This window comes from Sandaracinobacteroides sayramensis (assembly GCF_022014495.1).
Classification (GTDB): domain Bacteria; phylum Pseudomonadota; class Alphaproteobacteria; order Sphingomonadales; family Sphingomonadaceae; genus Sandaracinobacteroides; species Sandaracinobacteroides sayramense.
Genome location: NZ_JAKLSQ010000003.1, coordinates 13,941 through 40,018 on the forward strand (window position 1 = coordinate 13,941; position 26,078 = coordinate 40,018).

The 26,078-nt window shown below is 61.0% G+C and carries 23 protein-coding genes; 7 read left to right on the top strand and 16 right to left on the bottom strand.

The genetic code is table 11. The annotated features are described in order from the left end of the window. Positions 1–3: 3 nt before the first annotated feature. From L6Q21_RS02925 to L6Q21_RS02935, 3 genes are read left to right on the top strand one after another with little or no spacing between them, the layout of a single operon-like run. A complete protein-coding gene (locus tag L6Q21_RS02925) occupies positions 4–3,075 on the top strand; it encodes an efflux RND transporter permease subunit (protein ID WP_237829013.1) in 3,072 nt (1,023 codons plus the stop codon). Continuing rightward, positions 3,068–3,367, top strand: coding sequence for a DUF3240 family protein (locus L6Q21_RS02930; RefSeq protein ID WP_237829015.1), 300 nt, complete (start codon positions 3,068–3,070; stop codon positions 3,365–3,367). Before L6Q21_RS02925 ends, L6Q21_RS02930 begins: the two co-directional genes overlap by 8 nt. Continuing rightward, positions 3,364–4,608, top strand: coding sequence for a TolC family protein (locus L6Q21_RS02935; protein ID WP_237829016.1), 1,245 nt, complete (start codon positions 3,364–3,366; stop codon positions 4,606–4,608). Before L6Q21_RS02930 ends, L6Q21_RS02935 begins: the two co-directional genes overlap by 4 nt. A 453-nt stretch (positions 4,609–5,061) precedes the next feature. On the opposite strand, the gene arsH is transcribed toward L6Q21_RS02935, so the two are convergent. From arsH to L6Q21_RS02960, 5 genes are read right to left on the bottom strand one after another with little or no spacing between them, the layout of a single operon-like run. Next, positions 5,062–5,802: an arsenical resistance protein ArsH gene (arsH, locus tag L6Q21_RS02940; RefSeq protein WP_237829017.1), complete on the bottom strand. Its 741-nt coding sequence runs from the start codon at positions 5,800–5,802 to the stop codon at positions 5,062–5,064. Beyond that, positions 5,799–6,878: an ACR3 family arsenite efflux transporter gene (arsB, locus tag L6Q21_RS02945; protein WP_199553277.1), complete on the bottom strand. Its 1,080-nt coding sequence runs from the start codon at positions 6,876–6,878 to the stop codon at positions 5,799–5,801. The genes arsH and arsB overlap by 4 nt, the downstream gene beginning before the upstream one ends. Further along, complete coding sequence (gene arsC / locus L6Q21_RS02950; protein WP_199553278.1) at positions 6,875–7,315, bottom strand: arsenate reductase (glutaredoxin); 441 nt, start codon at positions 7,313–7,315, stop codon at positions 6,875–6,877. Before arsC ends, arsB begins: the two co-directional genes overlap by 4 nt. Further along, the gene (locus L6Q21_RS02955) at positions 7,315–7,842 is read right to left on the bottom strand and encodes an arsenate reductase ArsC (RefSeq protein ID WP_237829018.1); all 528 of its coding nucleotides are present in this window, start codon (positions 7,840–7,842) and stop codon (positions 7,315–7,317) included. Before L6Q21_RS02955 ends, arsC begins: the two co-directional genes overlap by 1 nt. Before the next feature lie 11 nt (positions 7,843–7,853). Next, entirely contained in the window at positions 7,854–8,183 is a 330-nt protein-coding gene (locus L6Q21_RS02960) for an ArsR/SmtB family transcription factor (RefSeq protein ID WP_199553279.1), read from the bottom strand. Between the two features lie 375 nt (positions 8,184–8,558). On the opposite strand from L6Q21_RS02960, the gene L6Q21_RS02965 reads away from it, so the two are divergent. Beyond that, the gene (locus tag L6Q21_RS02965) at positions 8,559–8,855 is read left to right on the top strand and encodes a hypothetical protein (protein ID WP_237829019.1); all 297 of its coding nucleotides are present in this window, start codon (positions 8,559–8,561) and stop codon (positions 8,853–8,855) included. Positions 8,856–9,210: 355 nt separating this feature from the next. Here L6Q21_RS02965 and L6Q21_RS02970 read toward each other — a convergent pair whose 3' ends face one another. Beyond that, on the bottom strand, positions 9,211–9,852 hold the full coding sequence (locus tag L6Q21_RS02970; RefSeq protein WP_237829020.1) for a hypothetical protein: 642 nt from the start codon (positions 9,850–9,852) through the stop codon (positions 9,211–9,213). Positions 9,853–10,060: 208 nt separating this feature from the next. Between L6Q21_RS02970 and L6Q21_RS02975 the strand changes: the two genes are divergently transcribed. From L6Q21_RS02975 to istB, 3 genes are all read left to right on the top strand, one after another. Beyond that, positions 10,061–10,345 (top strand): hypothetical protein, encoded by a 285-nt coding sequence (locus tag L6Q21_RS02975; RefSeq protein WP_199553282.1) that lies wholly within the window; start codon positions 10,061–10,063, stop codon positions 10,343–10,345. A 207-nt stretch (positions 10,346–10,552) separates the two neighbouring features. Continuing rightward, a complete protein-coding gene (gene istA / locus L6Q21_RS02980) occupies positions 10,553–12,085 on the top strand; it encodes an IS21 family transposase (RefSeq protein WP_199553283.1) in 1,533 nt (510 codons plus the stop codon). A gap of 4 nt (positions 12,086–12,089) precedes the next feature. Continuing rightward, positions 12,090–12,809: an IS21-like element helper ATPase IstB gene (gene istB, locus L6Q21_RS02985; RefSeq protein ID WP_237829021.1), complete on the top strand. Its 720-nt coding sequence runs from the start codon at positions 12,090–12,092 to the stop codon at positions 12,807–12,809. A gap of 107 nt (positions 12,810–12,916) precedes the next feature. On the opposite strand, the gene L6Q21_RS02990 is transcribed toward istB, so the two are convergent. The 10 genes from L6Q21_RS02990 to L6Q21_RS03035 form a co-directional block, all read right to left on the bottom strand. Continuing rightward, positions 12,917–13,465, bottom strand: a complete 549-nt coding sequence (locus L6Q21_RS02990) for a hypothetical protein (protein ID WP_237829022.1) — start codon at positions 13,463–13,465, stop codon at positions 12,917–12,919. After that, positions 13,449–14,423: a PD-(D/E)XK motif protein gene (locus L6Q21_RS02995; protein WP_237829023.1), complete on the bottom strand. Its 975-nt coding sequence runs from the start codon at positions 14,421–14,423 to the stop codon at positions 13,449–13,451. The genes L6Q21_RS02990 and L6Q21_RS02995 overlap by 17 nt, the downstream gene beginning before the upstream one ends. Then, the gene (locus L6Q21_RS03000; protein WP_237829024.1) at positions 14,416–17,064 is read right to left on the bottom strand and encodes a Z1 domain-containing protein; all 2,649 of its coding nucleotides are present in this window, start codon (positions 17,062–17,064) and stop codon (positions 14,416–14,418) included. Before L6Q21_RS03000 ends, L6Q21_RS02995 begins: the two co-directional genes overlap by 8 nt. Beyond that, complete coding sequence (locus L6Q21_RS03005) at positions 17,061–18,539, bottom strand: ATP-binding protein (protein ID WP_237829025.1); 1,479 nt, start codon at positions 18,537–18,539, stop codon at positions 17,061–17,063. Before L6Q21_RS03005 ends, L6Q21_RS03000 begins: the two co-directional genes overlap by 4 nt. Next, positions 18,539–18,958, bottom strand: a complete 420-nt coding sequence (locus L6Q21_RS03010; protein WP_237829026.1) for a very short patch repair endonuclease — start codon at positions 18,956–18,958, stop codon at positions 18,539–18,541. Before L6Q21_RS03010 ends, L6Q21_RS03005 begins: the two co-directional genes overlap by 1 nt. Then, a complete protein-coding gene (locus L6Q21_RS03015; RefSeq protein ID WP_237829028.1) occupies positions 18,958–20,577 on the bottom strand; it encodes a DNA cytosine methyltransferase in 1,620 nt (539 codons plus the stop codon). The genes L6Q21_RS03010 and L6Q21_RS03015 overlap by 1 nt, the downstream gene beginning before the upstream one ends. 86 nt (positions 20,578–20,663) lie before the next feature. After that, positions 20,664–20,993, bottom strand: coding sequence for a HigA family addiction module antitoxin (locus L6Q21_RS03020; protein WP_237829030.1), 330 nt, complete (start codon positions 20,991–20,993; stop codon positions 20,664–20,666). Positions 20,994–21,065: 72 nt separating this feature from the next. Beyond that, the gene (mobF, locus tag L6Q21_RS03025) at positions 21,066–23,831 is read right to left on the bottom strand and encodes a MobF family relaxase (protein WP_237829031.1); all 2,766 of its coding nucleotides are present in this window, start codon (positions 23,829–23,831) and stop codon (positions 21,066–21,068) included. Beyond that, entirely contained in the window at positions 23,831–25,693 is a 1,863-nt protein-coding gene (locus L6Q21_RS03030; RefSeq protein ID WP_237829032.1) for a type IV secretion system DNA-binding domain-containing protein, read from the bottom strand. Before L6Q21_RS03030 ends, mobF begins: the two co-directional genes overlap by 1 nt. After that, on the bottom strand, positions 25,690–26,061 hold the full coding sequence (locus L6Q21_RS03035; protein WP_237829033.1) for a hypothetical protein: 372 nt from the start codon (positions 26,059–26,061) through the stop codon (positions 25,690–25,692). Before L6Q21_RS03035 ends, L6Q21_RS03030 begins: the two co-directional genes overlap by 4 nt. Between the last annotated feature and the right edge of the window lie 17 nt (positions 26,062–26,078).

Below are 26,078 nucleotides of genomic sequence, written 5' to 3' on the forward strand. Positions count from 1 at the left end.
CCAATGCTTCGCTCGCTGGTCGCGACTGCCCTGTCCTATCGTCTGCTCGTTCTTGCTCTGGCCCTGACAGTTGCGGGTCTCGGTGCCTGGGCATTCGTGAACCTGCCGGTCGATGCCTATCCGAACATCGCCCAGACGCAGGTCAAAATGATCCTGAAGGCACCCGGCATGACGCCCGAGGAGGTGGAGAGCCGCGTCATCACGCCGATCGAGATGGAGATGCTCGGCATCCCCAACCAGGCGATCCTACGCTCGACCGCCAAATATGCCATTGCCGACATCACTATCGACTTCACCGATGGGACCGACATCTACTGGGCACGCCAGCAGGTCGCCGAGCGCCTCTCCGGCGTGCTGGCCGACCTGCCGGCTTCGGTCAGCGGCGGCCTCGCGCCGATTTCGACGCCGTTGTCCGACGTCTATATGTTCACGATCGAAGGGCCACTCAATCTCCAGCAGAAGCGCGAGTTGCTCGACTGGACGATCCGGCCCGCGCTCAGGACCGTGCCCGGCGTCGCCGACGTCAATGCGCTGGGCGGTTATGTGCGGACATTCGAGGTCAGGCCCGATCCGGTGGCGCTCGCCAGCGCGAAGCTCTCGATCGCCGACGTGCGCGGCGCGATCGAGAGCGGCAACCGCAATGACGGCGCGGGCCGGCTCACGGCCGGCGAGGAATCGCTGATCGTGCGCGCTGTCGGCGCGATCCGCACGGTCGATGATCTCCAGTCGCTGGTCATCGCCAGTCGAGACGGCCGCATCATCCGTCTGGGCGATGTCGCGGCAGTCGGAACCGGCAGTCTCACTCGCTACGGCGCCGTCACCAAGAACGGCAAGGCCGAGGCGGTCGAAGGACTGGTCATTGCTCTGCGCGGCGCCGATGCCCGCCAGGTCGTCGACGGGGTGCGTGCCCGGCTGGAGGAAGTCGAAAAGACCCTGCCGGCCGGCACCCATATCGATGTCTTCTACGACCGATCCGACCTCATCGGCCGCGCCGTCGGCACGGTCGAGGAAGCACTGCTCGAAGCCACGATCCTCGTCGTCGTCCTGCTCATCCTGTTCCTGGGCGACTGGCGAGCCGCCGCGATCGTCGCCGCGACCCTGCCGATGGCGGCGCTCATCACCTTCCTGTTCATGCGCGGCATGGGCCTGTCCGCCAATCTGATGAGTCTGGGCGGCCTGGCCATCGCGATCGGGATGCTGGTCGATGGCGCGGTGGTGGTGGTCGAGAATATCGTCGAGCGGCTTGGGCGCGCGCATGAGGAAGGCCATCCGCGCCTCAATCAGATTTTCCAGGCGTCAAGCGAGGTCATCGTGCCGGTCTCGGCTGGCATCGTCATCATCGCACTCGTCTTCCTGCCGCTGCTCGCTCTCCAGGGTCTCGAAGGCAAGCTGTTCGCGCCGGTCGCACTCACCATCGTCTTCGCGCTCGCTGGATCGCTGCTGCTGGCGCTGACGCTGGTTCCCGTCCTGTCGTCGTTCGGACTCAAGAGCGGTCATCATGGCGAGCCGTGGATCATGCGCCAGCTCTCGCCGCGCTATCATGCGCTGCTGGAAACTGCGTTCGCCCACAAGCGGGTGGTCTATGGCCTGGCGGCGGCGGGCCTGGTGATCGCCGGCATGGCCTATGGCGCGGTCGGCAAGACCTTCATGCCGACGATGGACGAGGGCTCGGTGATCGTCCAGCTCACCAAGTTGCCGTCGATCAGCCTCGATCAGTCGGTGACGGGCGACATGGCGGTGCAGCGCGCGCTGCGCGCCGTGCCCGAGGTGCAGGATGTGATCGCCCGCGTCGGCTCCGACGAGATCGGTCTCGATCCGATGGGGCCGAACGAGACCGACAGCTTCGTGCGCTTGAAACCGCAGTCCGAGTGGCGCGGCGATAAGGACTTCGTGGTCGGCGAAATGCGCAAGGCGATCGAGGGACTGCCCGGCATCCAGCCGAGCTTCACCCAGCCGATCGAGATGCGCGTGTCCGAGATGTTGACCGGCGCGCGCGGCGATCTTGCCGTCAAGATATTCGGCCCGGACCTGGCGACGCTCGGTGATCTTGCCGGGCAGGTCCAACACGCGCTCTCGGGCATAAGCGGCGCCTCGGAAGTCCTGACCGTCGCCAATGACAGTGTTGATTATCTTCAACTCGACATCGATCGCGCGGCCGCCGGACGCTTCGGGATGCCGGTCGACCAGATGCAGGATGCGCTTCGCGCTCAGGTCGAGGGGGTTCGGGCCGGCATCGTCGCCGAGGGACAGAAGCGCGTGCCGATCGTCATCCGTGGAGACGAGAGCCTGCGCTCCGATCCCGCCCGTTTTGCCGACCTGCAATTGCGCACGCCGGATGGAGGGTTGGCGCGCATCAGCGACATGGCTCGGGTTGAGACGACACAGGGTCCGGTCAAGCTCGATCATGAGAACGGCTCCCGCTTCGCGCTGGTGCAGGCGTTCGTGTCTGGCCGCGATCTGGTGGGTTATGTCGATGAGGCCAAGGCGGCGGTCGCCGTAAAGGTGAAGCTGCCGGCCGGATACCGCATTGTCTGGGGCGGCCAGTTCGAGAACCAGCAACGCGCCTCAGCCCGGTTAATGCTGGTCATCCCGGTGGCACTGCTGCTGATTTTCTTCGTGCTCCTGGCGACGCTCCGGTCGCTGCGCGCCGCGATCCTCATCCTGCTCAACATCCCGTTCGCGATGGTGGGGGGTGTCGTTTCGCTCTGGGCGTCGGGCGAATATCTCTCGGTGCCCGCGTCGGTCGGGTTCATCGCTTTGCTCGGCATCGCCGTCCTCAACGGCCTCGTGCTGGTGGCCTATTTCCGCCAACTGCTGGCCGAGGGCTACGGCATGGCCGAGGCCGTTCGGCAAGGTGCGGAGCGCAGGCTGCGCCCGGTGCTGATGACAGCGAGCATCACTGCCTTCGGCCTGGTGCCGCTCCTGTTCGCCAGTGGGCCGGGATCGGAAATCCAGCGTCCGCTTGCCATCGTCGTCATCGGCGGCCTCATCACCTCCACGCTACTGACGCTCGTGCTGTTGCCCATCCTGTTCGAGCGTTTTGGCGAGAGCGCCGGGGAAACCGAAAATGCCTGACCTGCTTCTGACCTTCCATTGCGCGATCCGGGATACGGAGACGATCGTGGAAGCAATCCGCACCGTCGCGCGCGCGCCGATCCACGTCCGGGAAGATGCGGTGCGCGGCCGGGATTTCAGCGACGCGCGAACCGCCGAGCAGGTGACGGGCAATCTCCGGCGAAATGCGGTCGAGTTGATCGTCGCGGACACTATCCAGGACGATGTGATCCGCGCGGTGACGAACTCACGCCACGAGCGCCCGGTGCGTTGGCGCGCCGTATCGGTCGTCAGTTGCGGGAGGATCGCATGAGACTGACCGCACTGGCTCTGGCCATGCTGCTGATGCTTGCGCCGGGCATGCTGCATGCCCGACGGGCCGACCTACCGCCGGTCGAGAAAGTGAATGAAGCACTCGACAACCATCCGACCGTCATGGCCGCCGCCGCACGGGTCGAGGCGGCGCGCGCACGGGGGGACATGCTGCGTAAAGGCGCCCATGAGACGACGGTCGCGGGCGGCTATGTTCGCCGCAGCGTCGACCGCGACGGCGGCTATGATGAGTTTGACGCGACCCTGTCCCGTCCGTTCCGTCTTCCCGGCAAGGCTGCGCTTGACCGCGAATCGGGTTCGGTGGGTATCGAGGTCGCGGAAAACCAGATGGAGGATGCCCGCCATCAGGCGGCGTTGATCCTGTCGGCACTCTGGCATGATTGGTTGACCGCTGGCAGCCACTATCGCAACGACCTCGACACGGTGCACTCGCTGGAAGCAGCTCTTACCGCCTTGCGTCGTCGCGTCCAGCTACGTGACGCCTCGGCGCTCGATCTCGACCAGGCGTCTGCTGCGCTGGCGCAGGTTCAAGCTCAGGCTGCTGCATCGCTCTCTACGCGCGAGCAGGCGCGCGTGATTCTGGTCGCGACGTTTCCGGAGATACCGCTTCCTCCTGAGCCGGACGAACTCGCCTTGCCCGAACTGCCGACACAGAATCTCGAAACCATGCGGGCGCTGGTTGTCGAGCGCAGTCACGAGATTCGCGCCGCTGATCGCGAGGCGCAGCGATTGGCCGTCGTTGCGCGGCGGGTTCGGGCAGATCGGATAGCCGATCCCTCCTTTGGAGTCCGCTTGTTCAGCGAGCGTAGCGGCATGGAGCGAGGAGCAGGTGTGGTAGCATCCATCCCGTTAGGGGGCGGCTATCGCCGGGCGGCCACCGATGAGGCTTCGGCCGAGGCGAATGCCGCCCGTCTCGAACTTGCGAATATCCAGCGATCGGTCGCGGCTATCGCCGACGCGGACCTGTCCAATGCACGCACCCGACTGGAGGCATGGCGAAGCGGGCAGGCATCGGCGCAAAGCGCCGCCGCCGCCGCCGGGAGGATGGAACGCGGCTATCAGCTAGGCCAGATCGATCTCGTCGACCTGCTCTATGCCCGTCGCCAGGCGAACGACGCCCGCCGATCCGAGATTGACGCGCGATCGGAAGCGTCGCGGGCGCTACTGAAATTGCAGATCGATTCCCACAGTATTTGGGTTCCCGATGACGACCAAAATTGAGCTGATCTGCCCCCCAGCTTCGTCTTCACCTTGCGCCTGGCGTCCAATTGCGATTGTCCATACGGTCGCCTGACGACCTTCGATACTGCTTATACCGCAGTTTGTCAGGAAGTTGGGCTACAACTGATCAGCGCCATGTAGCTTTCACCTCCATCTCGGTTTCCTGCGCAGGGTCACTCGGTCCAATCGAGCAGCCACGGTTCGGCAGGAAACAAGTGCGCCTTGTCCGGTAATTCTGACCGCCAACATCGGCCTCCATGGCGCGCTCTCCCATTTTGCGAACGGTATACATAGACTATGGGTGGAAAACAGGTGTTCAACTCACTCATCGGCCAAGGCGGCCGTCGTCGCTATTGCGACACCATCCTCCCGAACCCTATCTTCTGTATAGCCGACACAGTTTTAAGCAAGGCTCAGTGGACAAATGGGCCAGATGCCAACCGTCAGTAGCGGCTACGAACGAGCCAATTTCGCGAACTCAACCGGTGTATCCACCGGTTCATTCCTGTCTTTCCTTTCGGAGTAACGATCAACCATCTGGACAGCATGCGGCCGCAGCAACACTGTGAACCGCACAAGCTCCTCCATCACATCGACGATCCGGTCATAATAGCTGGACGGCTTCATGCGCCCGTTGCCGTCGAACTCATCGTAGGCCTTGGCGACGCTGGACTGGTTGGGAATGGTGACCATCCGCATCCAGCGGCCGAGGATGCGCAGATTATTGACGCTGTTGAACGACTGCGAACCGGCATTGACCTGCATGACCGCAAGCGTTCGGCCCTGCGTTGGTCGAACCCCCTTCATAGCAAGCGGCAGATGATCGATTTGCGCCTTCATGATGCCGGTGATCTGCCCATGGCGTTCCGGGCTGCACCAAACCTGGCCTTCCGACCAGATCGAATGCTCGCGCAGTTCGTGGACCGCTGGATGATCATCGTAGGCGATGAGATCGGGGGGCGGGAGGTCGGATGGATCGAAGATGCGCGTCTCGCAACTAAACAGTTGCAGCAGTCGCGCAGCCTCCTCCACGGCGAGCCGCGAGAACGAACGATCCCGCAGCGAGCCGTAGAGTAGCAGGATGCGCGGTGGTGGGTCGAGTTCGCCAAGACCCAGCGCAGGCAGGCGGTGCACATACTCGGGCCTCAGAGCCGGAAAATGATCGGGGTCCGGAAGTGTACGCAAACGGCTCATGCAATATCCTTGGCGGAAAGGCTGGGCGTGGTAGCGGGGAACCATCGGCGGCCCAGCCAGAAGGCGACGTTCACCAACAGGATCAGCACCGGCACCTCGACAAGCGGGCCGATGACGGCTGCAAAGGCGACCGGCGATGCAAGGCCAAAGGCCGCGATGGCAACGGCAATTGCCAGCTCGAAATTGTTGCCGGCTGCTGTGAACGCAACGGCGGACGTGCGGGGATAATCCGCCTCGATCAGTTTCCCCATCCAGAAGCTGATGAGGAACTGGACAACGAAATAGATGACGAGCGGGATGGCGATGCGGATCGCGTCACCCGGCAGGGTCAGGATATCCTGACCCTTCAGGCTGAACATGGCGACGATCGTGAACAGCAGCGCCAGCAGCGTGACGGGGCCGATCTTTGTAAGGAAGCGCTGTTCATACCAGTCGTTGCCCTTGCGTGCGACCAACACGCGTCGGGTTAGGAAGCCGGCAGCGAATGGGATGCCGAGATAAATGAGGACCGCCTGTGCAATGGTCCAGAAGCTGATGTCGATGACACTGCCTTCCAGCCCCAGCAGCGGCGGCAGGAACGCGAGGAAGAACCAGGCGTAAATACTGAAGAAGAGGATCTGGAACAGCGAGTTGAACGCGACCAATGCCGCTACATACTGGTTATCACCCTTCGCCAGCTGGTTCCAGACAATCACCATCGCGATGCAGCGGGCGAGGCCGATAAGGATCAGCCCGGTCATGTATTCGGGGTGATCGCGCAGGAAGATGACGGCGAGCGCGAACATCAGCACCGGGCCGATGATCCAGTTTTGGACGAGCGAGATGGCCAGAATGCGCTTGTCGCGGAACACCAGGGGCAGTTCCTCATAGCGAACCCGGGCGAGAGGCGGATACATCATCAGGATGAGCCCGACGGCGATAGGCAGGTTGGTGGTGCCGATGCTGAAGCTGTCGATCGTTGCCGGCAGCGCCGGAAACAGCGCGCCAAGGGCGACGCCCGCCGCCATTGCGAGGAAAATCCACAGCGTCAGATAGCGATCGAGGAAGGAGAGACGTGCGCGGGCAGAACTGCTCATGGTTGCCCAGGCTCCAAACGATTACCATCGGCGTCGATGACTTGTTCGCCGTCTTCCTTGGTGAACGCGCCCTGCTGTGGCGCTGGCAGTAGGTCGAGCACTTCCTCTGACGGACGGCACAGCTTCACACCCAATGGCGAGACGACGAGCGGTCGGTTGATGAGGATCGGGTGCGCCATCATGGCGTCGATCAGCTGTTTGTCAGTAAGTTCGGGGTTGCCAAGGTTGAGGTCCGCATAGGGTGTCCCCTTCTCCCGCAGCAGGTCGCGGGGCGTAATGCCGGCCCGCTCGATCAGGCTTTCCAGCAGCGTCCGTGACGGCGGGGTCTTCAGATACTCGATGACATGCGGCTCAATCCCGGCGTTACGGATGAGACCGAGCGTGTTGCGCGACGTTCCGCACTCGGGGTTGTGATAGACGATGATATCGGTCGCCATCACGCAGCACTCACGCGCGGCGAAGACGCGCCCTCAGCCTTTCCGATTTCATTTATCTTGGCGTGCAGCGTTGATGCCTGCAGCTTGTCGATCGGCAGGGCCAACAGCAGGCTGATGCGGTTCTCGAGATATCGAAGCGCCGTCGCGAACGCCTGCACACGCTCTATCTCACTGCCTTCAACTCGTGATGGGTCCTCTATACCCCAATGGGCGGTCATCGGATGGCCCGCCCAGACGGGGCAACTTTCCCCTGCAGCGTCGTCGCAAACGGTGAAGATGAAATCCATTTTGGGTGCGTCGGGGCCGGAAAACTCGTCCCAGCTCTTCGAGCGCAACCCCTCGGTCGGATAGTCTAGACCCTTGAGCAGCCGGATCGTTTCGGGATGAACCACTCCTTTGGGAAAACTGCCGGCCGAGAAGGCGCGGAACCGATCGCCCCCGTTTTTCCGCAAGGCGCTTTCAGCCAGTATGGAACGAGCAGAATTGCCGGTGCACAGAAAGAGAACATTAAACGGCTTATCGGACATGCTTCACTCCATCAGCAGCAGGTGAGTTCTGCCAACAGCGGCTCGCAAAGCTCGGGGCGCCCCTGGCAGCAGTCTTTGGCAAGAAACAACATCAGCGCCCGCAAGCCATCGACATCAGCGCGGTATTGGATGACGCGACTATGCCGTTCGGATGTGACGAGACCGGCTCGCGAAAGAATGGCCAGGTGGGTAGAAAGAGTGTTGGCCGGCACCTGAAGATCGCGGGCAATCTCGCCCGCCGGCAAACCGTCAGGCTCGTGGCGCACAAGCAGTCGAAATGCGTCGAGCCTCGTCTCCTGAGAGAGGGCCGCAAGGGCGTCGAGTGCGTTCTTTGAATCCATAATTCCGGATATATCGAAATATCAGGGAGGCGCAATAGGCGCCATGCTTTGCCGCTCCACTGCCTGCAAATTGTCGACATCCTGCCCAGAGTCAGTCCGCTCTGCCGCTCCGACGCAAATTCGCTGCAATTCGCAACAACTGCCAAGGCAGCTGGACTGATGACATCATAGCATCAGGCTGCAATAAGACCGTTGCTGCGGCGCACATGGCTGCAGTGGGGCTTGGTAACCCCGACGCGCGACTGAGGCTTGGCCAGGTTCTGGCCGGGTCGCCGTCGTGCATGTCCAAGGCTTCGCCCAAAGACGGCGGCGCATTCGGACTCAGTCGCGGATGTTACCAAGGCCCGGCTTTCTGGGTCTGGGATATGGCGACGTATGAAGATCACACTCGGCGGTCGATACACGATAGCGGAATTTGCTGATGTGCTGGCCGAAACGCTCTTCGCGCTTCAGGACAATGGGGTGGAAGAGGTCCAAGGTGCCAGCCTCTACCTCCAAACCTATTCGGATCGGCGTCAGTTCTTCCTGCTGAACGAAAGTGGCCGGCGCATTGAGCATCTCGATTATGATGGGGCACATGCGCGCACGTATCAGAGTAGATCAGAGCATCTGAACGTTGTGGAGGAGGGGCCCGTTGAGCGCCGCTTCTCGGATCGCCGCGGTGCCAAGTAGCAAATATTATGAGTCGTCGATCTGGACCGAGTATTTTTTGGTCTCTGGGTTGCGAACGATCTTCGCCTTGTGCCCTGCGGCGCGGATAGCGAGAAACTCCCTGTTGAGACGCGAGACCTCGTCATATCCTCCGACCTTGTTAAGAAACTTAACGAACTTCGCCTGATCTGATGGCGACACTGGACGAATGCATATCCCTCGCATGGTCGAAAACCTAGGTCGTCGAATTGCGGTTGTCCATGTGCCCCTCTGGCGAAGCTGAAAAGCAGATTATGTCGTATTTTATCAGACACTCGGCATGCATCTGATCAGCGCCTAATTGGCCGGCACCTCAATCTCGATTTCCTGCGCCGGGTCACTCGGTCCAATCGAGGATCCCGGGTGCAGAGGGAAACAAGTGCGCCTTGTCCGGCAGTTCCGATCGCCAGGGGAAGAATACATCGAGCTTACGCGTCGAGCGGACAAACAGCCATTGCCTGTAGCGATTGCCGATCGCGTCAAAGAGATGACCAAAATTTGTATCGAGCGCCGGTATCTCCGAAATGCGTCGCAAATTGCCAAAGTAGAGATCAATCGCCTTTATGCGCAGGTCATGTGAATTGATCGTTTGCGAAAGCTCGAGATAGAGGAGCGTCAACTCCAGCAGATCCAGCCCGTCAATTCGCCCGATGGCCGCTACTGCTATGTCGTCGAGCTCGGCGAGTTCCCAAGCGGGCGCCCAATGCTGCTCGAATAGAATGGGGCGCAGAAGCTCGTGAGCCCAGAGGGCGGCCTCGACATCACCGCGAGTCAATTTTCCTTCCAGGGCATTCCAGATCGGGCTTCTGAACCAGCGGGCTGTGCCAGCTGCCGCGGCTTCGGCCAGATTGACGGAATTGTCATCATCGTCTCGATCAATCGGGACACTCTTGCCCGCTTTGTATTTGTCCCACTTGCGGGGCCGAAACACCCCATCGGGTCCGGCCTTGACCTTGTCTGGTTCCAGGCGGCGCTCCACGGCATAGGAGGACGAAACTCCCAGCCCCAACTCGACGGAGCGGTACCAAATGCGAGTCCGCAGTCGCCGCACCTCGGCGGTCTTCCGTCGTCCGCGCGCCGGCTTCTCCCCGGGATTCATGGGGTACAGAAAATCAACATTTCGGTTCGGGTTTTAGCGAATCGAAATCCGGGCGCAACCAGGCGCAACCGAGCAGCGGAGAGCGCACATGACCGAAAGCAAGGCAAACAATCATGCCCACCTCGCCGATACGCATGGCCGACTGCGAGCGGAGTTCCTCGAACTTTATGGTCCGGTCGTAGGCGGAGCGGATTTGGTGCGGGCGCTCGGCTACAGCAACGCGGCGGCTTTTCGCCAGGCACGTCGTCAGGGCCGCATCAGCCTCAACATATTTACGCTGCCGGCCCGCCGCGGTTCATTCGCGCTGAGCACGGATGTAGCCGACTGGCTCATCGCCGCCCGCCAAACTGGGAAGGAGAAGGACATGCCATAAAGCTCGACCATTCGCGGAGTTCATCCGCCAGAAGCCGAACATTTCGAGCTGGAAAATGCGACGGGCTTCGATGCGACAACATCGAAGCCCGGCAACGAAGGTCCAAACCTTACACCGACCTTCTCCTCGCATCACCGGCAGATGTCAAGCTGGGACGCTGTCCCGGAATTGGAAGGGCGCGCCCTGGCCGCCCGGAGGAGTAATATCGTGCAATCGAACCTGAGGGCCGTTCTACGGCAGATTCTTACCACAAACCATTCGCCCAACTTCATCGCCGAACAGAGAGGCATGTCACACAATACCGTGCGTAATTGGCGCAGGATCCTGGAGGAGAAGGAGATCACCTCCACGCAGCTTGATCTAATGACTGACCAGCAACTGGATAGTTTCATCCGCCGCCGTAGGCCCGCATTGAGGGGTACAGCGTTGCCAGATTGGGACGACGAGGTTCGGGCCATTCGTTCTGGCCTCAACAGGCTGGAAACCCACGCGATCTACGTGGGTCGGGTAGGTGAAGATTGTGCGATGGCTTACCGCACGTATTGTGAGCACCTTCGCCTTCACCTGCAAGCACTTGATCCGATATTGCGTCTTGATCATGTCCCAGGCTACGCCAATCAAACTGACTATGCAGGCTATATGCCGGAGGGTCGAGAAAACGGCGGGCACGAGCGCCGAAAATTTAAGCTCTTCGTTGCAGCCCTACCGTTTTCGCGGCTGATTGCCGCCGCGATCGTTCGCAGCGAAACCGTCGGCGACCATATCGAAGGCAATCAGCGAGCGTTGCACTATTATGGTGGCGTGCCGGCCATCCTGGTTCCCGACAATCTGAAAGCGGCGGTGATCTCAAGGCCCAAGTACGGGCCGCCGAGGCTGCAGGAACAATACCAGGCCTTTGCTGACCACTATGGTGCTGCAGTGGTACCGGCACGTCCCGGCCGACCGCAGGACAAATCGGCAGTCGAGAATTCCGTTAAGTTGGTGCAGCGGCTGCTCGGTATTCGCCTATCCCAGCGGCCGCTGCTCGAAATCGACGAGATGCAGCGCGTGCTCGACGACATCGTGGAGCAGTTGAACAATCGGCCGATGAGGCGCGCGAACGGACATTCGCGTCGGTCATTGTTTGAGGCTGAAGAACGGATGCACCTGAAACCGCTCCCCGCACAGCGGTTCGAACTGCGTGAGCCGACGGTCTCCCGCAAGATCGCGAAGGACTATCACGTCGAGTACAAATCCAACTACTATTCCGTCCCGCATCGGCTTGTCGGCCAAAACGCAGACGTGCGGGCTACCGGGAGCCTCGTCGAGCTGTTTGTTGATGGGCTCTCGGTTGCCGTCCACACGAGAGCCTATTCGCTTAACTGCAGGATCACGAACGACCAACATCGGCCACCAAGCCACTCCTTTGCCTCCCAGACAGACCTCATGGAATGGGCAAAACGCTACACGGCCGACGTCGAAAAGCTGGCCGAAGTTGAAGTCATGCGGACCGAACTTCCTGAGATCCAGCGGCGCCAGCGCATTGCATGGATACAGAACCTGCCGAGAATCCACGGACGGCAAAGATTCGAGCAAGCCTGCCGGCGGGCTAACAGCTTCCAGGACCTTAGGTTCGATCACGTCCGCAACGCGCTCGACAAAGGCATTGAGTCCTCGATGCCGGAGCCTTTGGCCCAGGCGGCGCCGCCAAAGCCTCAGCGGAACGTTCGGGGCGCTCGCTACTTTGGCAAGAAGGGGTAAGGCGATGTACAGCACAAGAGAGCGACTTGTGTCGCTACACCTCGCAGGCATGGTGAAAGCCTTTGATCAGCAGTTGGGCTCATCCGCGTTTTCGGCGATGCCGTTCGAGGAACGGCTCGACCATCTTGCCGCTATGGAGGAGCACGAACGCGACCATCGGACACGTCGACGGCTTCTGCGGCAAGCCAAGTTCAAGATTGTGGCTGACCCGCGTGAGATCAACTTCGAGGCCCAACGCGGCCTTGATCGCGCCTATGTAGCGGAATTGCTGACCTGCGGGTGGATCCGACGCTGCGACAACGTACTGATCACCGGCCCGGCCGGCTCCGGGAAGTCATTTCTCGGTTCCGCATTCGGGGCGGCAGCGATAGATTGCGGCCTGTCGGTTCGCTACGTTCGCACCAATCCGATTCTCGAACAGATGGCGCTGGCGCACATCGATGGCTCGATCAGCAAGCTGCGCCATTCCCTGATCTCAGCATCGTTGTTGATCTTGGACGATTTTGGGATCGCGCCGATCACCCTCCGCGCCAAGGAGGATTTACTCGAACTGTTAGAAGGCAGGATAGACGCAGGATCGACCATTGTTATGGGTCAGCTGGCCCCTGAGGAGTGGCACGACTATCTCGACGCGCCGCACCTTGCCGACGCCATCATTGATCGGCTCTTTCAACGGTCACACCGTTTTGCACTGAAAGGCACATCAATGCGAATGCGGCTGTGATTGCGGGGCAGACCTGCTGCGGCGGCACTGCCGCCACGGCAGGTCTGCTCGCAACGCTAAGTCAGCAACGCCACGTCGAGTCTCGATACCGCGCAACATGGAGTCATTCAGCCCGCCGCCGCTAACTGGCGCTGAAACCGGGCAATGTCCCAGATATGATGGGTGGCTCGAATGCCGCCAATGGTGTTGTCCGGGAAAGCCTGAAAGCGGTCGCTGAGGACGCGCTCTGAAACGAGGAAGAAATTGACCTGTCGGATCGCGGCGCGACGGTCGGCGATCTGCCGAACGAGGCCATATTCCGGGGTGGTCACGTCCGGTTCCAGCGATCCGTCAAGGCTCGCCTCGAAGAAGTTCATCACCCGCTTGAAGATGGCGTCAACATCCGTCCGGGTGAGCGTTTCAAGTTCCCTGCGGCAGTCGAAATCGGCAATGAATATGTCAACGGCACCTTCGTCATTGAACCAGTATCCATCCACACGCATCCCCTTTGGAGCGCGGTAATGGCAATGTTCGAAGCCTTCGACGAAGCCGGTTTCGACAAGTTCATTGGAAACGGAGTCCATGAACGCTTCAAGCTGATAGGTGCTTCCGGCCTCTGCATCGGCCAGCATTTCCTGCCGGAAGCCATGAAAGAATTCTTCAACCGTCTGTTCCATCAACCGCTCCGAAAACAACATCTCCGCTGCAACTATACGGCTCGATACTTTCCAATCTTATATCATAACCGATGCGCCCGACGCCTGCCGGTATCTGCGACCGGACCAAACGGGGAAAATCGCCTTCGACGCAATATGTGCGGACCTCACTGACAACGAAACGCGGCTCGTCATATTCGGGAAGTGGTGCATAGGAATGGGCCACCAGCTTGCGGTCGAACGCTTCGACCGCCTGCGCGTCGTCGAGCGCCCGCTGCACCTCCAGAATGATCTGATTCAGGGAGCGGGCGGCGGGAGAGTCTGGAAGATCACTCAACCGATAGATACGGAGGTAGAGCATGTCATTCAGGGATTCGAGTTGATCCTCAGAAGAGATGCGGACCGTGTTTCTTTCGGCTCCCGATAGCGATTTCACCTCGATGGAGGTATTCCCAAAGATGAAATCCTGATGCGATTTTTCCGGTCCCATCCATGAATCGACGGCGGACGCTGCCGGGCGATGGCCAAGCAATTCCAGCAGAAAGACAAGTTCGGCGAACAGACCCCGGACCTCCTCGGCGGACAGGTGCTGGCCGCGACCGGACATGAAGGTTTTCCACCGTTTCAGGTGCGCAAGAGCTATCGCCAGCGAAACGGCTGAGGTTCCGGCATTTTCAAGTGATCCGGTGAGTGTCCGGCACAACCCCTCGAAAAGATCGCGGTCGACCTGTTTTTCCAGTGTCAGCACAAGTCGTTGCTGGCCGCCTTCGGTTCGTAGATCCGTTCCGATACCGTTGACCCGGACGGCGTTCTTCCGAAACTCGGCGGCATGGTCGCCTTCAAGTTCCATGATGAACAGGCAAGCACCGGAAGCATCCCGCCCCCAATAACAGGGGACAGCCATCGTTCCGGGAACAAGCTTCACATGGTAGCCCGCTTCTGGAATGCCGATGTCATCCCAAGGCGATGGCTCAGGCATCGTAATCCTCTTCGTCGTCGGGGTCGTCGGGATTCCCCTGCATCTGCTCCAACCATACCTGGTTCGCCACGACTTCGATTTCCGTGTCGTAGTGTCCGGGCGGGAAGCTGACGCCGAAGGCGGCAATTGGCCCCATCACTCGGGTTCCGTCGCCCGGTTGCAAGCTGTGGATCATCAGGAGAGGCTTGTTTCGGATTTCCCTGTAATGCGTGTCCGAAGGTTCGACCGGCTTCGGGCCGGAAGCCGCCAATGTTGCGGCCTTTGCCTGCTCGTCGTCGGTGAGGCCCAGTTTCTCGTCGCCCCGCGAGGCGACACGATCCTTGTTCAACTGCCAGGCTGTTCCCGACAGCCTTTCGACCGCTCGAACCTGATTGTTCAGGGTGAAAGGTTCTTCGTTTCCGCCGCGAGGCGAGATGAGCAGCACATCTCCGACCGGGTGCCGCTCCGCCAGCGTCCGCAGATAGGCGATGATGTCCGCCTTGCGATCCGCGAAATTGCTGTGGGCCTCGAATTTCAGGAGAAAATCTTCGATCTGCTCCACGGAAACATCGCGGAGAATGAAACCTTTGGTGGTTGGCTCAACTTCCCTACCGCCGAATCCGCCCTGCCATGCGCGCTCTATCAGTGTGAAATTCCCAGCGTTCACGTCAGCGTCCGTGGACACGATGTAGCTTTCGAGCATTCGCCCGCTGAAATTCTGCCGGAACGTAACCTTCTCACCCGCCCTCATCTTGTTCGTCGCGGTAATCAGAAGCCGGTCGGGGTGGGCCATGACGTATAGGCCGAATTGCCTCGGACTGAGGCCGTCCCGGCGCATTCGCTTGACCTGCTGCGTCAATTCCTCCGCCGCGTTGGCGATATGAGCATACCAGTTGATGGAATCCCTGGAGAGATGGACGCGGCATAGGTCCTCGAAATTCGGACGATACCCGAACCAGCGGCCCATCTGCATGAGCGTGTCATACATCCGGGTATTCCGATACATGTAGCTGTTGGTCAGACCTTCGATGGTCAGACCGCGTGATAGGCTCAGGCCGCCGATGGCGATGGCAGTCAGCCCGACACCTTCCTTCTCATATTTCGTGTAGTCGAGAACCTCGTCACTCTTGCTGTTGATGACGTAGACGTGAAGATGATCGAAAACGCCGTTCAATGCGGCCTTGACCTGTTCCCACGAAAATCCAGCATCGCTGAACTCGGAATCATAGGTTTCCCGAAGTTCCCGCATGTATGTGTTCTGGGAGGAAACCGATTCCGGCATCATGTAGTTCGCCTTTACGGCCTCGCTGATCTTCTTCTCCCGGAGGCTGATAAAATCCCGGACTGTTTTCTGAACCGCCACGAAGCGGGAGACATTGACCATCATTGAGCAATGTTTCTTCGCTTGCCCACGAAGGTTGCGAATAGCCCGAGCGACAATGAACTCGTTCAAGGCCCGGTAAAGGCTGGGCGGTAGCTCGGGAACCTCATATTCCCGCTTGTGCGAATAGGGCAGCAGGTCTTCGCAATCGTCGATGGGTTTGACGATTGTGGAACTTGTATCGTCGTTGAGAAAAACCTTCTCCGCACCGAAATATGTTGTCGGCGCGTCCAAGCAGTAGATGAAATCACTTGGAAAAAGCTCGTTTCTTACATCCTCGTCATAGGCTTCTGGATTGATGAAGATGTTGGCAAACGGCGTCGCCGTATAGCCAATATAACAAGACTTGGCGAACAGGCTGAGAATCCGACGGATCATCGCGTTCGTGCGGGTCGGGTCCAAGTCCTCTTTGTTGGTATTGATCGACGCATTATCGGCTTCGTCGTCGATCATCAGCATCGGCACATCGGAAATTCGCCCGTCACCCGAGGCATTGAGTTCCTTCAACCATTTGTGAAGCGCGCTGAGCGTGGTGACGTTTTTCTTGATGACAAGGATGATCGGCTTGCTGAAATCGTTGATCTTCCAGCCGCTCTTTTCGTCCGATTTCTTGTTGAAATCCTCGTTGATATTGGTGAGCGTCGCAGGGTGCGGATAACCCGGCGCTGTCCCGACGCCGATATTCCGGCGGTCATTAGGGTCACTTGACCGGCCGATGAACGCCTCGTCGATGCGCTCCTGCGTCTGCTTGCGCAGATTGTTGTGGATGCCGGCAATGACGATGATGAACTTGTAGCCCGCGTCGGCGGCGCGGGCGATCAGCCCCGTGTAATTCGCAGTCTTACCGGACTGGACATGGCCGATGACCAAGCCCCTCCGGTCCCAAGTGGTCCCTTCGCTGGTCGGATCTTGCAGATGTCCCAGAATCCGGCCCGTGACGTCACTGAGGGACTGGACCATCTGGGGAGGCCAACCGTCCTGCCGGAGAAATTCCTCATAGGCGCTCGAATAGGTCCAGCTTATGTCGTCGCGCTTGTGGACCCACTGATCGTCATGTTGCGCGGCAACGTCCACGAGAGACACGCCCGCGCCCATGCTGGTCACAACGGAAATCATTGCCTGCCCGACGACGTTCCGCAAATCCCCATCATAGCCGAACAGAGCCGCGAGGCTCTGCGCCTTTTCCTCGACCTGCTCCTGCGTCGGGATGTCGGGCAGAAGCGCAAGAGCCGAAATCAGGGCGTTGGTAAGATTCTTCTCCTGCGCAGATTCGGCAGTCATGCAAAAGCCTCTCTTGAATATCTCTCGGCAGTATCGAGTTGCCCGTCGAAGAGTCGAGTGGAGCGCACGACCTGCATGAACGCCTGCGGATCGCCGGGGCCGTCGCCGAAGATCGCATGATGCAGGCCCTTGAGCCGGTCGATCACCTCGATCTCATCGGTCGGGCTTTGACTGACTTCTCGCGGGTGGGTGGAATAGTCGGAATAGATCATCTCGACCGGAAGCGATGCGGCTATCGAGTCCATCAGCACCTGAAAACCGCGCGCGTCGTCCGATGACATTTTTGCCGTAAGCGACTGAATCAGGGGATGCTGCATGTTGACGGCGTATCGGATACCACCGTGGTCGGCGTATCGCTCCCAGACGGGAGCTTGCGTCTCCTGAAAGAGCTTCACTCCGCGTCCCCGGTGAACGGTGACGCTGCGGGCGGTGATCTTCTGAATGATCTGACGCAGACGTTCGCGCACGGCGACGGGCGGACGCGCGCGGGATTTCTTGATGTCGATGGTCCAAGCTTCGTCCAAGCTGTTAGAGAAGTCGATCTGAACTCTGGCAAGCTTGGTGGGTTCGCCCTTTGGGACCAACCGGAACCAGTCGCCCCAAGCCATGAGCCGCCCGTTGCGATAGACATAGGCTCCCTGGTTGGAGATGAAATCGCTGCGGTTCTGATAGAAGTCATATTCCGACGCAGACAGACGGCTGTGATGCGGAAGAATGTAGGGCTGCATCACCACGGCGGCGTCGCCGATCCAGACGGTTTCTTCCGGCAGCATCTGCGTTGCTGGATTCTTCCGGCAGAAGGGATCGAAGGCAGCAACCGGATGCCCGTTGATGCTGATTGAGATTTTCTTCCGGCCCCTGACATCCCCGGAAAGGAAGCGATGAAACACCAGCGAGAGGTGACGCTCGACGAGGTTCAGCTTCTCATTGACGATTTCATCGCGCTTCTGGCCTGTCTCGTCCTCGAAGAGACGGTCAAGATCGCGCCAGATGACGATTGTGCCGGTGTCCCCGAGGGTTTCGATGAAAGGCTCGTCTGCGATTTCGTCCGGTTCCAGAACGGAAACAAACCAGTCATCCACGTCCTCCAGCTTAGTCAGATTCCATTCCGCGCCGCTGCGTTCCCCATTCCGGCTGCTGATGACGGTCAGCCTGCGGCATTGGGAGAACGAAGCCGTCTTGAGTCCAAGCCCGAACCTGCCCAGGTCTTTGGGGCTGCGCTCCTTCCGAGGATCGGTTGAGCCGTGACGCATGGCGGCGATCACCTCGGCCTCGTTCATGCCGCGCCCGTTGTCCGTGATCGCCAAGGCGGGCGTGTCCCCGCTGGCAACGCAGAATATCCTGATGTCGGTCGCGTCGGCGGAGATACTGTTGTCGATCAGGTCGGCAACAGCCGTTTCCAGCGAATAGCCGAGGTCACGCAGGGAGGCAGAAAGCGAGGCCGCGCTCGGCGGAAGATGAAAAGGCTTCGCCATCAGTCATCCCCTCTCAGCGCAACCGAAAGGCGCTGCACGACCTGCTCAGGATCGGCTTTCAGTTCACATTCCCATACGGTGAGAACATTCCAGCCTGCGGCTTCCAGGGCAGCACTGTTTCTCGCGTCGCGCTCCACATTGGCGTCAAATTTATCCTGCCAGAACTCGCGTCGCGTCGATGGCGTGGTGGCGTTTCTGCAACCGGGATGACGGTGCCAGAAACAGCCATGCACGAACACGGCGGCATGGTATTTCGGAAGAACGATGTCCGGTCGCCCCGGTAGTTTCGCTGCGTGGAGGCGAAAGCGGAATCCCGCCTTGTGCAGCGCGGAACGGAGCAGAAGCTCGGGCTTGGTGTCCCGGCTTCTGATGCGAGACATATTCTGGCTACGCCGCTCGGCGGAGATGGTATCAGCCATCACTGCCGAACCTTGATAGCGGCAAGGACTTCCGCGACGATCTCCGCGATCTGTCGTGCGAGTTGCGGCGGCACGGCGTTCCCGACCTGATGATATTGAGCCGTGCGCGGCCCAGCAAAAAAATAGTTATCGGGGAATGTCTGCAACCGCGCAGCTTCTCGCACGGTCAGACTCCGGCACTGAGCCGGGTCATAGTGAATGAAGTAGTGTCCATCCTTTGAGATATGCGAAGTTATGGTGGTCGAAACCTGATCGGCAAGCTGGACCCGGAAGCGATCCGAGAACATCTTGCCGGTTCGACCGAGTTCTACATTTTTATGGTTGGGTAGCAGCGTCGCCGGAAAATCGGCCAGTTTGGGGCTTTGCCCGGTTTCCTGAGCAAATGTCGCGGCAAACAAGTATCGCCGCAAGTCAGATGCCATGTGTCCGCGTGCTTCGTGCGAAGTGAGAACGGGCAGCCGATCATCATAGAGACTGCTGAGAACGGGATGGTTGGGTTTGCGTAATGGATAGTGATCGGATGCGCTCATTTGCGGTGAACGCATATCGGCCAGACTCTCTAAGCTGAGGTTACTGGCAACGTCGCCCGCATAGCGCGCGCCATTTAGCTGACGGCGGATGTTCATGTCGGAAATGCTTCGGATTTCTTCCATCCAGGCGGCATAGGTGTCCTTCCCTCTGGACAGGCCGCTGCGGATGGATGGAAGGGAACTGATGGTGTCCTTTACGGTGGGGCTGTCCAGCTTTTTCAGGATGCCCGGCCTGACCGGAAGGTCGCCACGGATACCGACGATGAACATCCGGTGCCTCGCTTGAGGGATTCCGTGTTCCTCTGCGCGGACGATGAAAAGGCGAGGATCAACCTCGCCCTCCGCCATATCCTGCTCGGACAGAGAATAGAGCTTGTAGGTGAGGTCGCCCGGAGCGCCATGAATGGCACGTCCCGGTTGCGAAAGGTCCGCCACGATCCGATTAATCGCGGACTTGCCTTCGATGGTGGCGGAAAGCAGCCCCTTCACGTTTTCCATGACGAAGACGGGTGGGCGGTGATCCACGATAATGCGGAGATATTCGAGATAGAGGGTGTGGCGCTCGTCCCGCTCGAAATCGGGCTTGCCCATCATGCGGGAGCGTCCGACAAGGGAATACGCTTGGCAGGGCGGGCCGCCGACAAGCGCCCATTTTTCGGCCCCCGCCAGCCGATCGCGGATTACGCGCCGCACTGTGGAGTCAGAATCTGGCCCCAGCGTGATTTTCAATGCGCTTTGCTGAGCGTCGGCATGTGCGTCAGGATAAGATGCAAAGAGTTCGTTCAGCGAAATGCGGCGGGCGAGAAAATCATAATACTCGTCCGGCGCTTCACCGCTGGAGAAATGCCGGAAGAAATGTCGAAGCAAGAGAGTCTGATGGGAAAAGTCATCCTTCTCGATGGAAACCACGCTGCGAAAACGGGGCTTTCCATCGGGAGCGAGTGCGGACGCAAAACCCTCGCCCAGCCCACCGGGGCCTGCGAAAAGGTCGATCACCGGGAATGAAGTCGTCGATTGCGGACGGCGATTATTCCGTCGCGTTTTATGGTTCACCCATTTGACCCTGTGCTGATGCCTCCAGTCCTTCATTCTAAACATCGACCTTCAAAGTATATCCTGCTGCGCCGCGTCGCGCCTGTTTCATTATCTTATGAAGACTTAAAATTCTTGTTCGATCAGGCCGCAACGTGCGGCTCTACCGGCTTGCCTTTGAACGGCATCACCTTGATCTCGCCTTCACGCTTGCGGGTCTGCGCGATGTCGTAGCTGCTTTGCATCCGCACGAGGGTGTCCATCGACACGCCGAACGCCTTTTCGATACGCAGCGCCATTTCCGGCGACAGGTTCGCGCGCTCATTGAGCAGGCATGAAAGCGTCGCGCGCGTCACGCCCAGCACGTCCGCCGCCGCCGTGACGGACAAACCCAGCGGCTCGATGATCTCATGCTTGATGAAACCGCCGGGATGCGCCGTTTCCTTCAAGCGAATGTCTGCAATCGTGGCCATAGCCACCTCCCCCTGCATCGTGCGCCGTTCGGCGACGCTATACAGAAGTCGGAGGACGGACAAACCCTATCTTCATCCCAGCCCGGCCCCCGCCGCCTTGTCGGCGGCAGGCGTCGGCATGACGGCCTGTGGTGCGATGGCGGTCTGCACCTGTCCGGCGCGCTCGTTGATCGCGGATACCAGCTTGCCGCGATCGTTGGTGAAGATGGTGGCGGATTCCTTGGCGCGGGAAATCCCGACATAGAAGCTCTTTTGATCGACAAGGTTGGTCGCCTTGCTGTCGGCATGGATCATTACATGATCGGCGGTGCGGCCTTGGGTGGCGAAGATGGTGTCCACATAGGCATGGACAATATGCCGGTCGCGGGCCGCATCGAGATTAAGCGCCTCGGTCCTGCCGTCCGGGGTCTGGATGGTGGCGGTGCGGGTCTGCTCGTCCACCGCGATCACCTCGCCGCGCCCGCCGTTGATCCGGCCCGCCTCGCGGTCGTTGCGGGTGAACCGGATGGCATCGCCGGTTTTCAGGTCCATCGGCTGCGGCGTGAAGGTCTGCACCTTGCCCGCGCCCCATTGCCGCAAGCGCCAATCCACCTCGCGCCCATCCTCCGATTTCAGGGTTATCGCGGCTTTCGCCGGGTCGATGCGCTCCACCCTGTAGGCTTCGCCCCGCGTCACACCCTTATCGGCATAGTCGCGGGTGAAGAGGACGACATCGCCCTTGTCGTAATTTAGGGGATCGCGGGCCTCGGCGCGGGTCAGCCCCTTGCTGGCAAGACTCTCCACGGCGACGGCGGGGCCGGTCAGCGCGCCCGATCTGGTGAGGGCATCACGAATATCGGCGGTCAGGGCGTCGCGCCCTTCGCGCGACGGCTCTATAACAAGAGTGCGGGCGCGACCGGCCTTGTCCAGCGCCGCATATCGCTCGGCAATGGCGGCAAAGCGTGTCGAGCGGTCGGCACTTTCGATGATCCGGCCGCCGCCCCGATCCAGCGCGGCCAGCGCCTTTCTGGCGTCCCCCTCGATGGACGCCAGAACCGCGTCTTTCGTCGCCGCGTTGGTCTGCCGCACGATTTCGGCCAGCTTCGCGGTTTCCATTCCCGCGCCCTGCAACTGGGCGAAGGCCGCGCCTGCCTCGACCGAACCCAACTGCTTCACGTCGCCGACAAGGATGATGCGGGCATCATGCTTGTCGGCCAGGTCGAACAGCCGCGCGGTATCGCGGGCGGATAATAAGGAGGCCTCGTCCACGATCCACACGGCGGGGCGTGTGGGGTCGGGCCGCTCCGGCGATAGCAGATGACGGGCGACGGTATCGCCGCGCGTGTCCAGCGCTCCGCCCAGCACCATCGCCGCCGATGCGGTCGGCGCAAGCGCGACGATGGACACGCCCCGTGCTTCGGCCTCGCGGGAGAAGGTTGCAAGAACGGTTGTGGTCTTGGCGGTGCCAGCATAGCCCTGCAAGGCGGTGACGCGGTTGCGGCTGGTCAATAGCTGCTCGGTCGCGCTGCGCTGGTCGGCGTTCCAGCTATGGCCCGCACGCTCCGATTGCGCGGCGGCGCTGGCGATGGCCTTGGCGGCGGCAAGGTCCGACGCGATGGGGGAAATTGCGCCGCGTCCCTCCGCCTCGATCCGCAACATCTTCGCTTCGGTTTCGACATTCTGCCGGGTGGTGAATCCGGCGAACTCCGCGCCGCGCCGGTCCTGAAAGGTCCGGTCGATCAAGTCGCCCTGTTTGGCCGCGGCCTCGATGGCGGCCCCGATCTGGGCATAACCGATCTTGCCCAGCCCGATACGCCCCGCTTCCTCCTGCAAGGCGGCGGCGGAAAACACCGATTGCCGTTCGCCCAGCTTGTCGGCGGCATGGGCGACGGCGCGGGCGGCGGCACTCTCGCCCTGCATGTCTATGGCGGCACGGTGGGCGGGATCGGCGGCTTTCGCTTCGGCCTCCCTAACTATCGCCAGCCGCGCCTCCGGCCCGAACCCGGCTCCGCTCGCCGTCTCCCGCCAGTCCGCGACAAGGGAAGCATGATCGGCGGCGACCTTGGCTTCGCGGGTGTCGAGCGCGGCAACCTGCTTTTCCAACGCGCTGGCGGCCTCGCGGGACGTGCCGCGTTCGGCAAGCGCCGCCTCGATCTCGGCGCTGCGGGTGCTGAACGCCTCTATCACCTCGCCGGAAACGCCCTTGATCTCGAACATGGACTCTTTCTGCGTCTCGATCTCATAGCCCAGTTCGCGCACCTTCACGGCCAGTTCCTGCCGGTAGATCGCCCCGATCTGCTTTTGAAGCTGATAGAGGGCGCGGGGTTCGAGACTACGCCATGTGCCGTCCCCGTCCCGCGTGGCGTTCATGATGACGTTGTGGGTATGAAGCTGCGGGTCTTGCGCGCGGCTGGTGCCGTGCTGGAAGCTGGCGATTATCAGATTGCCGGTGGCCTCGCGGGCGACGGTGCCGCCGTCACGAATGCGGGTGGCGGCCATGTGCTTTTCTATATGGGCCATCGCGGTTCTGACCGCTTCGCCATGCGCCGCGACCAAGCGCCGGTCGCCCGCGACCTCGGCCATGATCGACACCGACTTGGGGGCGCTCAAGGTCACATCCCAGCCGGGGCGATGCTCAAGCTGGCCGTCGCGATAGGTGCCAAGCTGCTGATCGCCGATCCTGCCGTCCAGCAAGTCCCGGAACTGCTCGCGGTCCACCTCGCCGGACAGGCCCAGCGCCTCCGCGCCCGCGCCCTGCCATTCGGAAGGCGACAAGCCGCCTTCCGAATAATAATCGTCGGCCTCGTAATAGCTGGCGGCCTGCGCCGAACTGGTGAGCGCGGAAACGGACGCGACCATTACACCGGCCCCTGACTGGTGGGCGGTGGAGGCGGCGGCGATGGTTGCGGTGGGGCCAGCCCCATTTGCTCCCAAAGCGTCATGCCCGGTTTGCCCGCGACGAATCCGGGCTGGCGGGCAGGCCCGCGCCGTTTGACATGATCGGCGGTCAAGCTGATCTTTGCTACGGGCAGGCCATCGGGGAACAGCAAATACCCCTGATAGGCTGGAAGCCGCAATTCGCTTTCCAGCACAGCGGGCCGGTCCCTGCGTATCCGGCCCAAGGTGGTGCGGGCGTCGTTGTCCCCATCGGCCAGCGCGTCGGTCATGGTCTGGATCTCGACTTCCTGACTGCCAATGGCATCGCTCGCCCACTGCCGGGTTTCCGCGTCGATGGTTTGCAGGAACAGCTTGGTGTTGCAGCAGCCCAGCATCGACTCCGCGATCTGCGGGCCATAGCGGTTCTGCATCTGGCCCAAAGCCTGAAAGGTCAGCACGACCCCCGCACCGAACTTGCGGCCTTCGGGCAGCAGCCGCGCAAGGTTATCGACGCGAGGCAAGTCGGCCAGCTCGTCCAGCACGAACCAGATGCGCCGGTCGGGCGATGGGGGAAGCCCAAGCACGGCGCTGGCCGCACATTCCAGCCAGCAGGCGAGCAAGGGTTTCGACGCCTCGAAATAATCCTCCTTGCGGGGGACGAATATCCACGGGCGCGGGCCTTCGCGTTTGTCCAGCCCGTGAATGAAATTGCGGAAGGCGAAGGGCTTGCCGCCGCTGTCCTCGACGCGGAGAAACTGGATCAGGTCAGCGGCCTTGGCGAGCATGAACAACACGCTGCCCGTTGCCCGGTCGGCGTCGTCGGCGAAGGTGCGGGCCGACGACGTGCCTTTCAGCCGTTCCTTCAATTCCTCCTTGGTCATATTCTGCAACATGGTCAGCAGGTCGGCCAATGAGGGCCTGTCCTGTGTGGGCTTGTCCTGCTTCCAGAGGTCGCGAAGGATATTGGCGACAAGGATGCGGCTGATCTCCACCCATACATCGTTATCGTGCTGGCCGTGCGCGTCGGTGATGAAATGGTGCGCGATGCGGGCCGCGTCGGCGGGATGGGCGATCTCGGCAAAGGGCGTCCAGAAGGCGCAGCGATCATCGAAGGGATTGAGGATCACGTCGCCGCGCGCCGGATTATAATAGTGCGCGATGAACTCACCGCTGGTGTCATAGACCAGCGCCGCCTCGCCGCGCGCCTCGATCCCGTCGAGCAATTGCCGCAAGGCCGTGGTCTTGCCGCTGCCGGTCGTGCCGATCATCGCCATGTGGCGGGTTTCCAGCTTCGCGGGGATTGGCACCTTGCCGATGGCGAGTGCATGGGGACCTGCTTTCCCGATGGTCAGCTTCGCCAGCTTCTTCTCCGGTATCACCCGTGTTCCGGTGATGACGCGATCCTGCAAGGCGCGCTCGCGCCGCCGCCGCATGGCTCCATGAAACAGGAACAGGCCGGACAGCCACACGGCAAAGCCCAGCCAGCCGCCGCGCATCATATAGGACAGGGTGAGGTTGACCGACTGGCGATAATAGGGATGCGCGATGGTCGCGCGGACGGACTTGCCGTCAAGGGTCTGGCCTTGGAAGCGAATGCTGATGGGAGCATCGGCGTTCCTGCCGAACGTAACGGCCAGCTTGGCCTTTGCCGTGGCATAGGCGGCTATGGCGTCCGTGCGGTCCTCGTCCAGCATTACATAGGGCACGGCGACCGCGCCCAGGGCGACCGATGATGCCATGATGACGCAATGCCGCTTGAAGCGGTCCCACTGGCTCTTGCGATATTGCTGGCGCAAGGCATCGGCATGGATGCGCCGGTCATGGGGTTGGCTGCGCGCGGTCATCGGCGCTTCTCCTGTGAAAGCCGCCGCTGGCGGTCATAGGCCGCGTTGATCTCGGCGGTGATGGTGTCGTCATTCGTGCGCGCGCCCAGCGCCGCGCTGCGGGCGTAGCAATAGGCGGCGCAGGCGGTGAACAAGGCCCGGTCCAGCATCCGCTCAACATCGACAATGCGGGTGCTGACCGATGCCAGTTCGGCAACGATCTCGCGGGTGTCGATCTGGTTGCCGGTCCCGTGAATGAGGCTCGCAAGGCCCGCGTCCACGACACGGGCGAGCATCGCGTATTCGCTCAATCCGCGCTGCTTGGCGAAGGCGACAAGGGCGCGCTGCTGCGGCGGGGTGAGCCGCACGGTCTGGGCGCGGGCGCTCATCGCACCGCTCCCGGCGA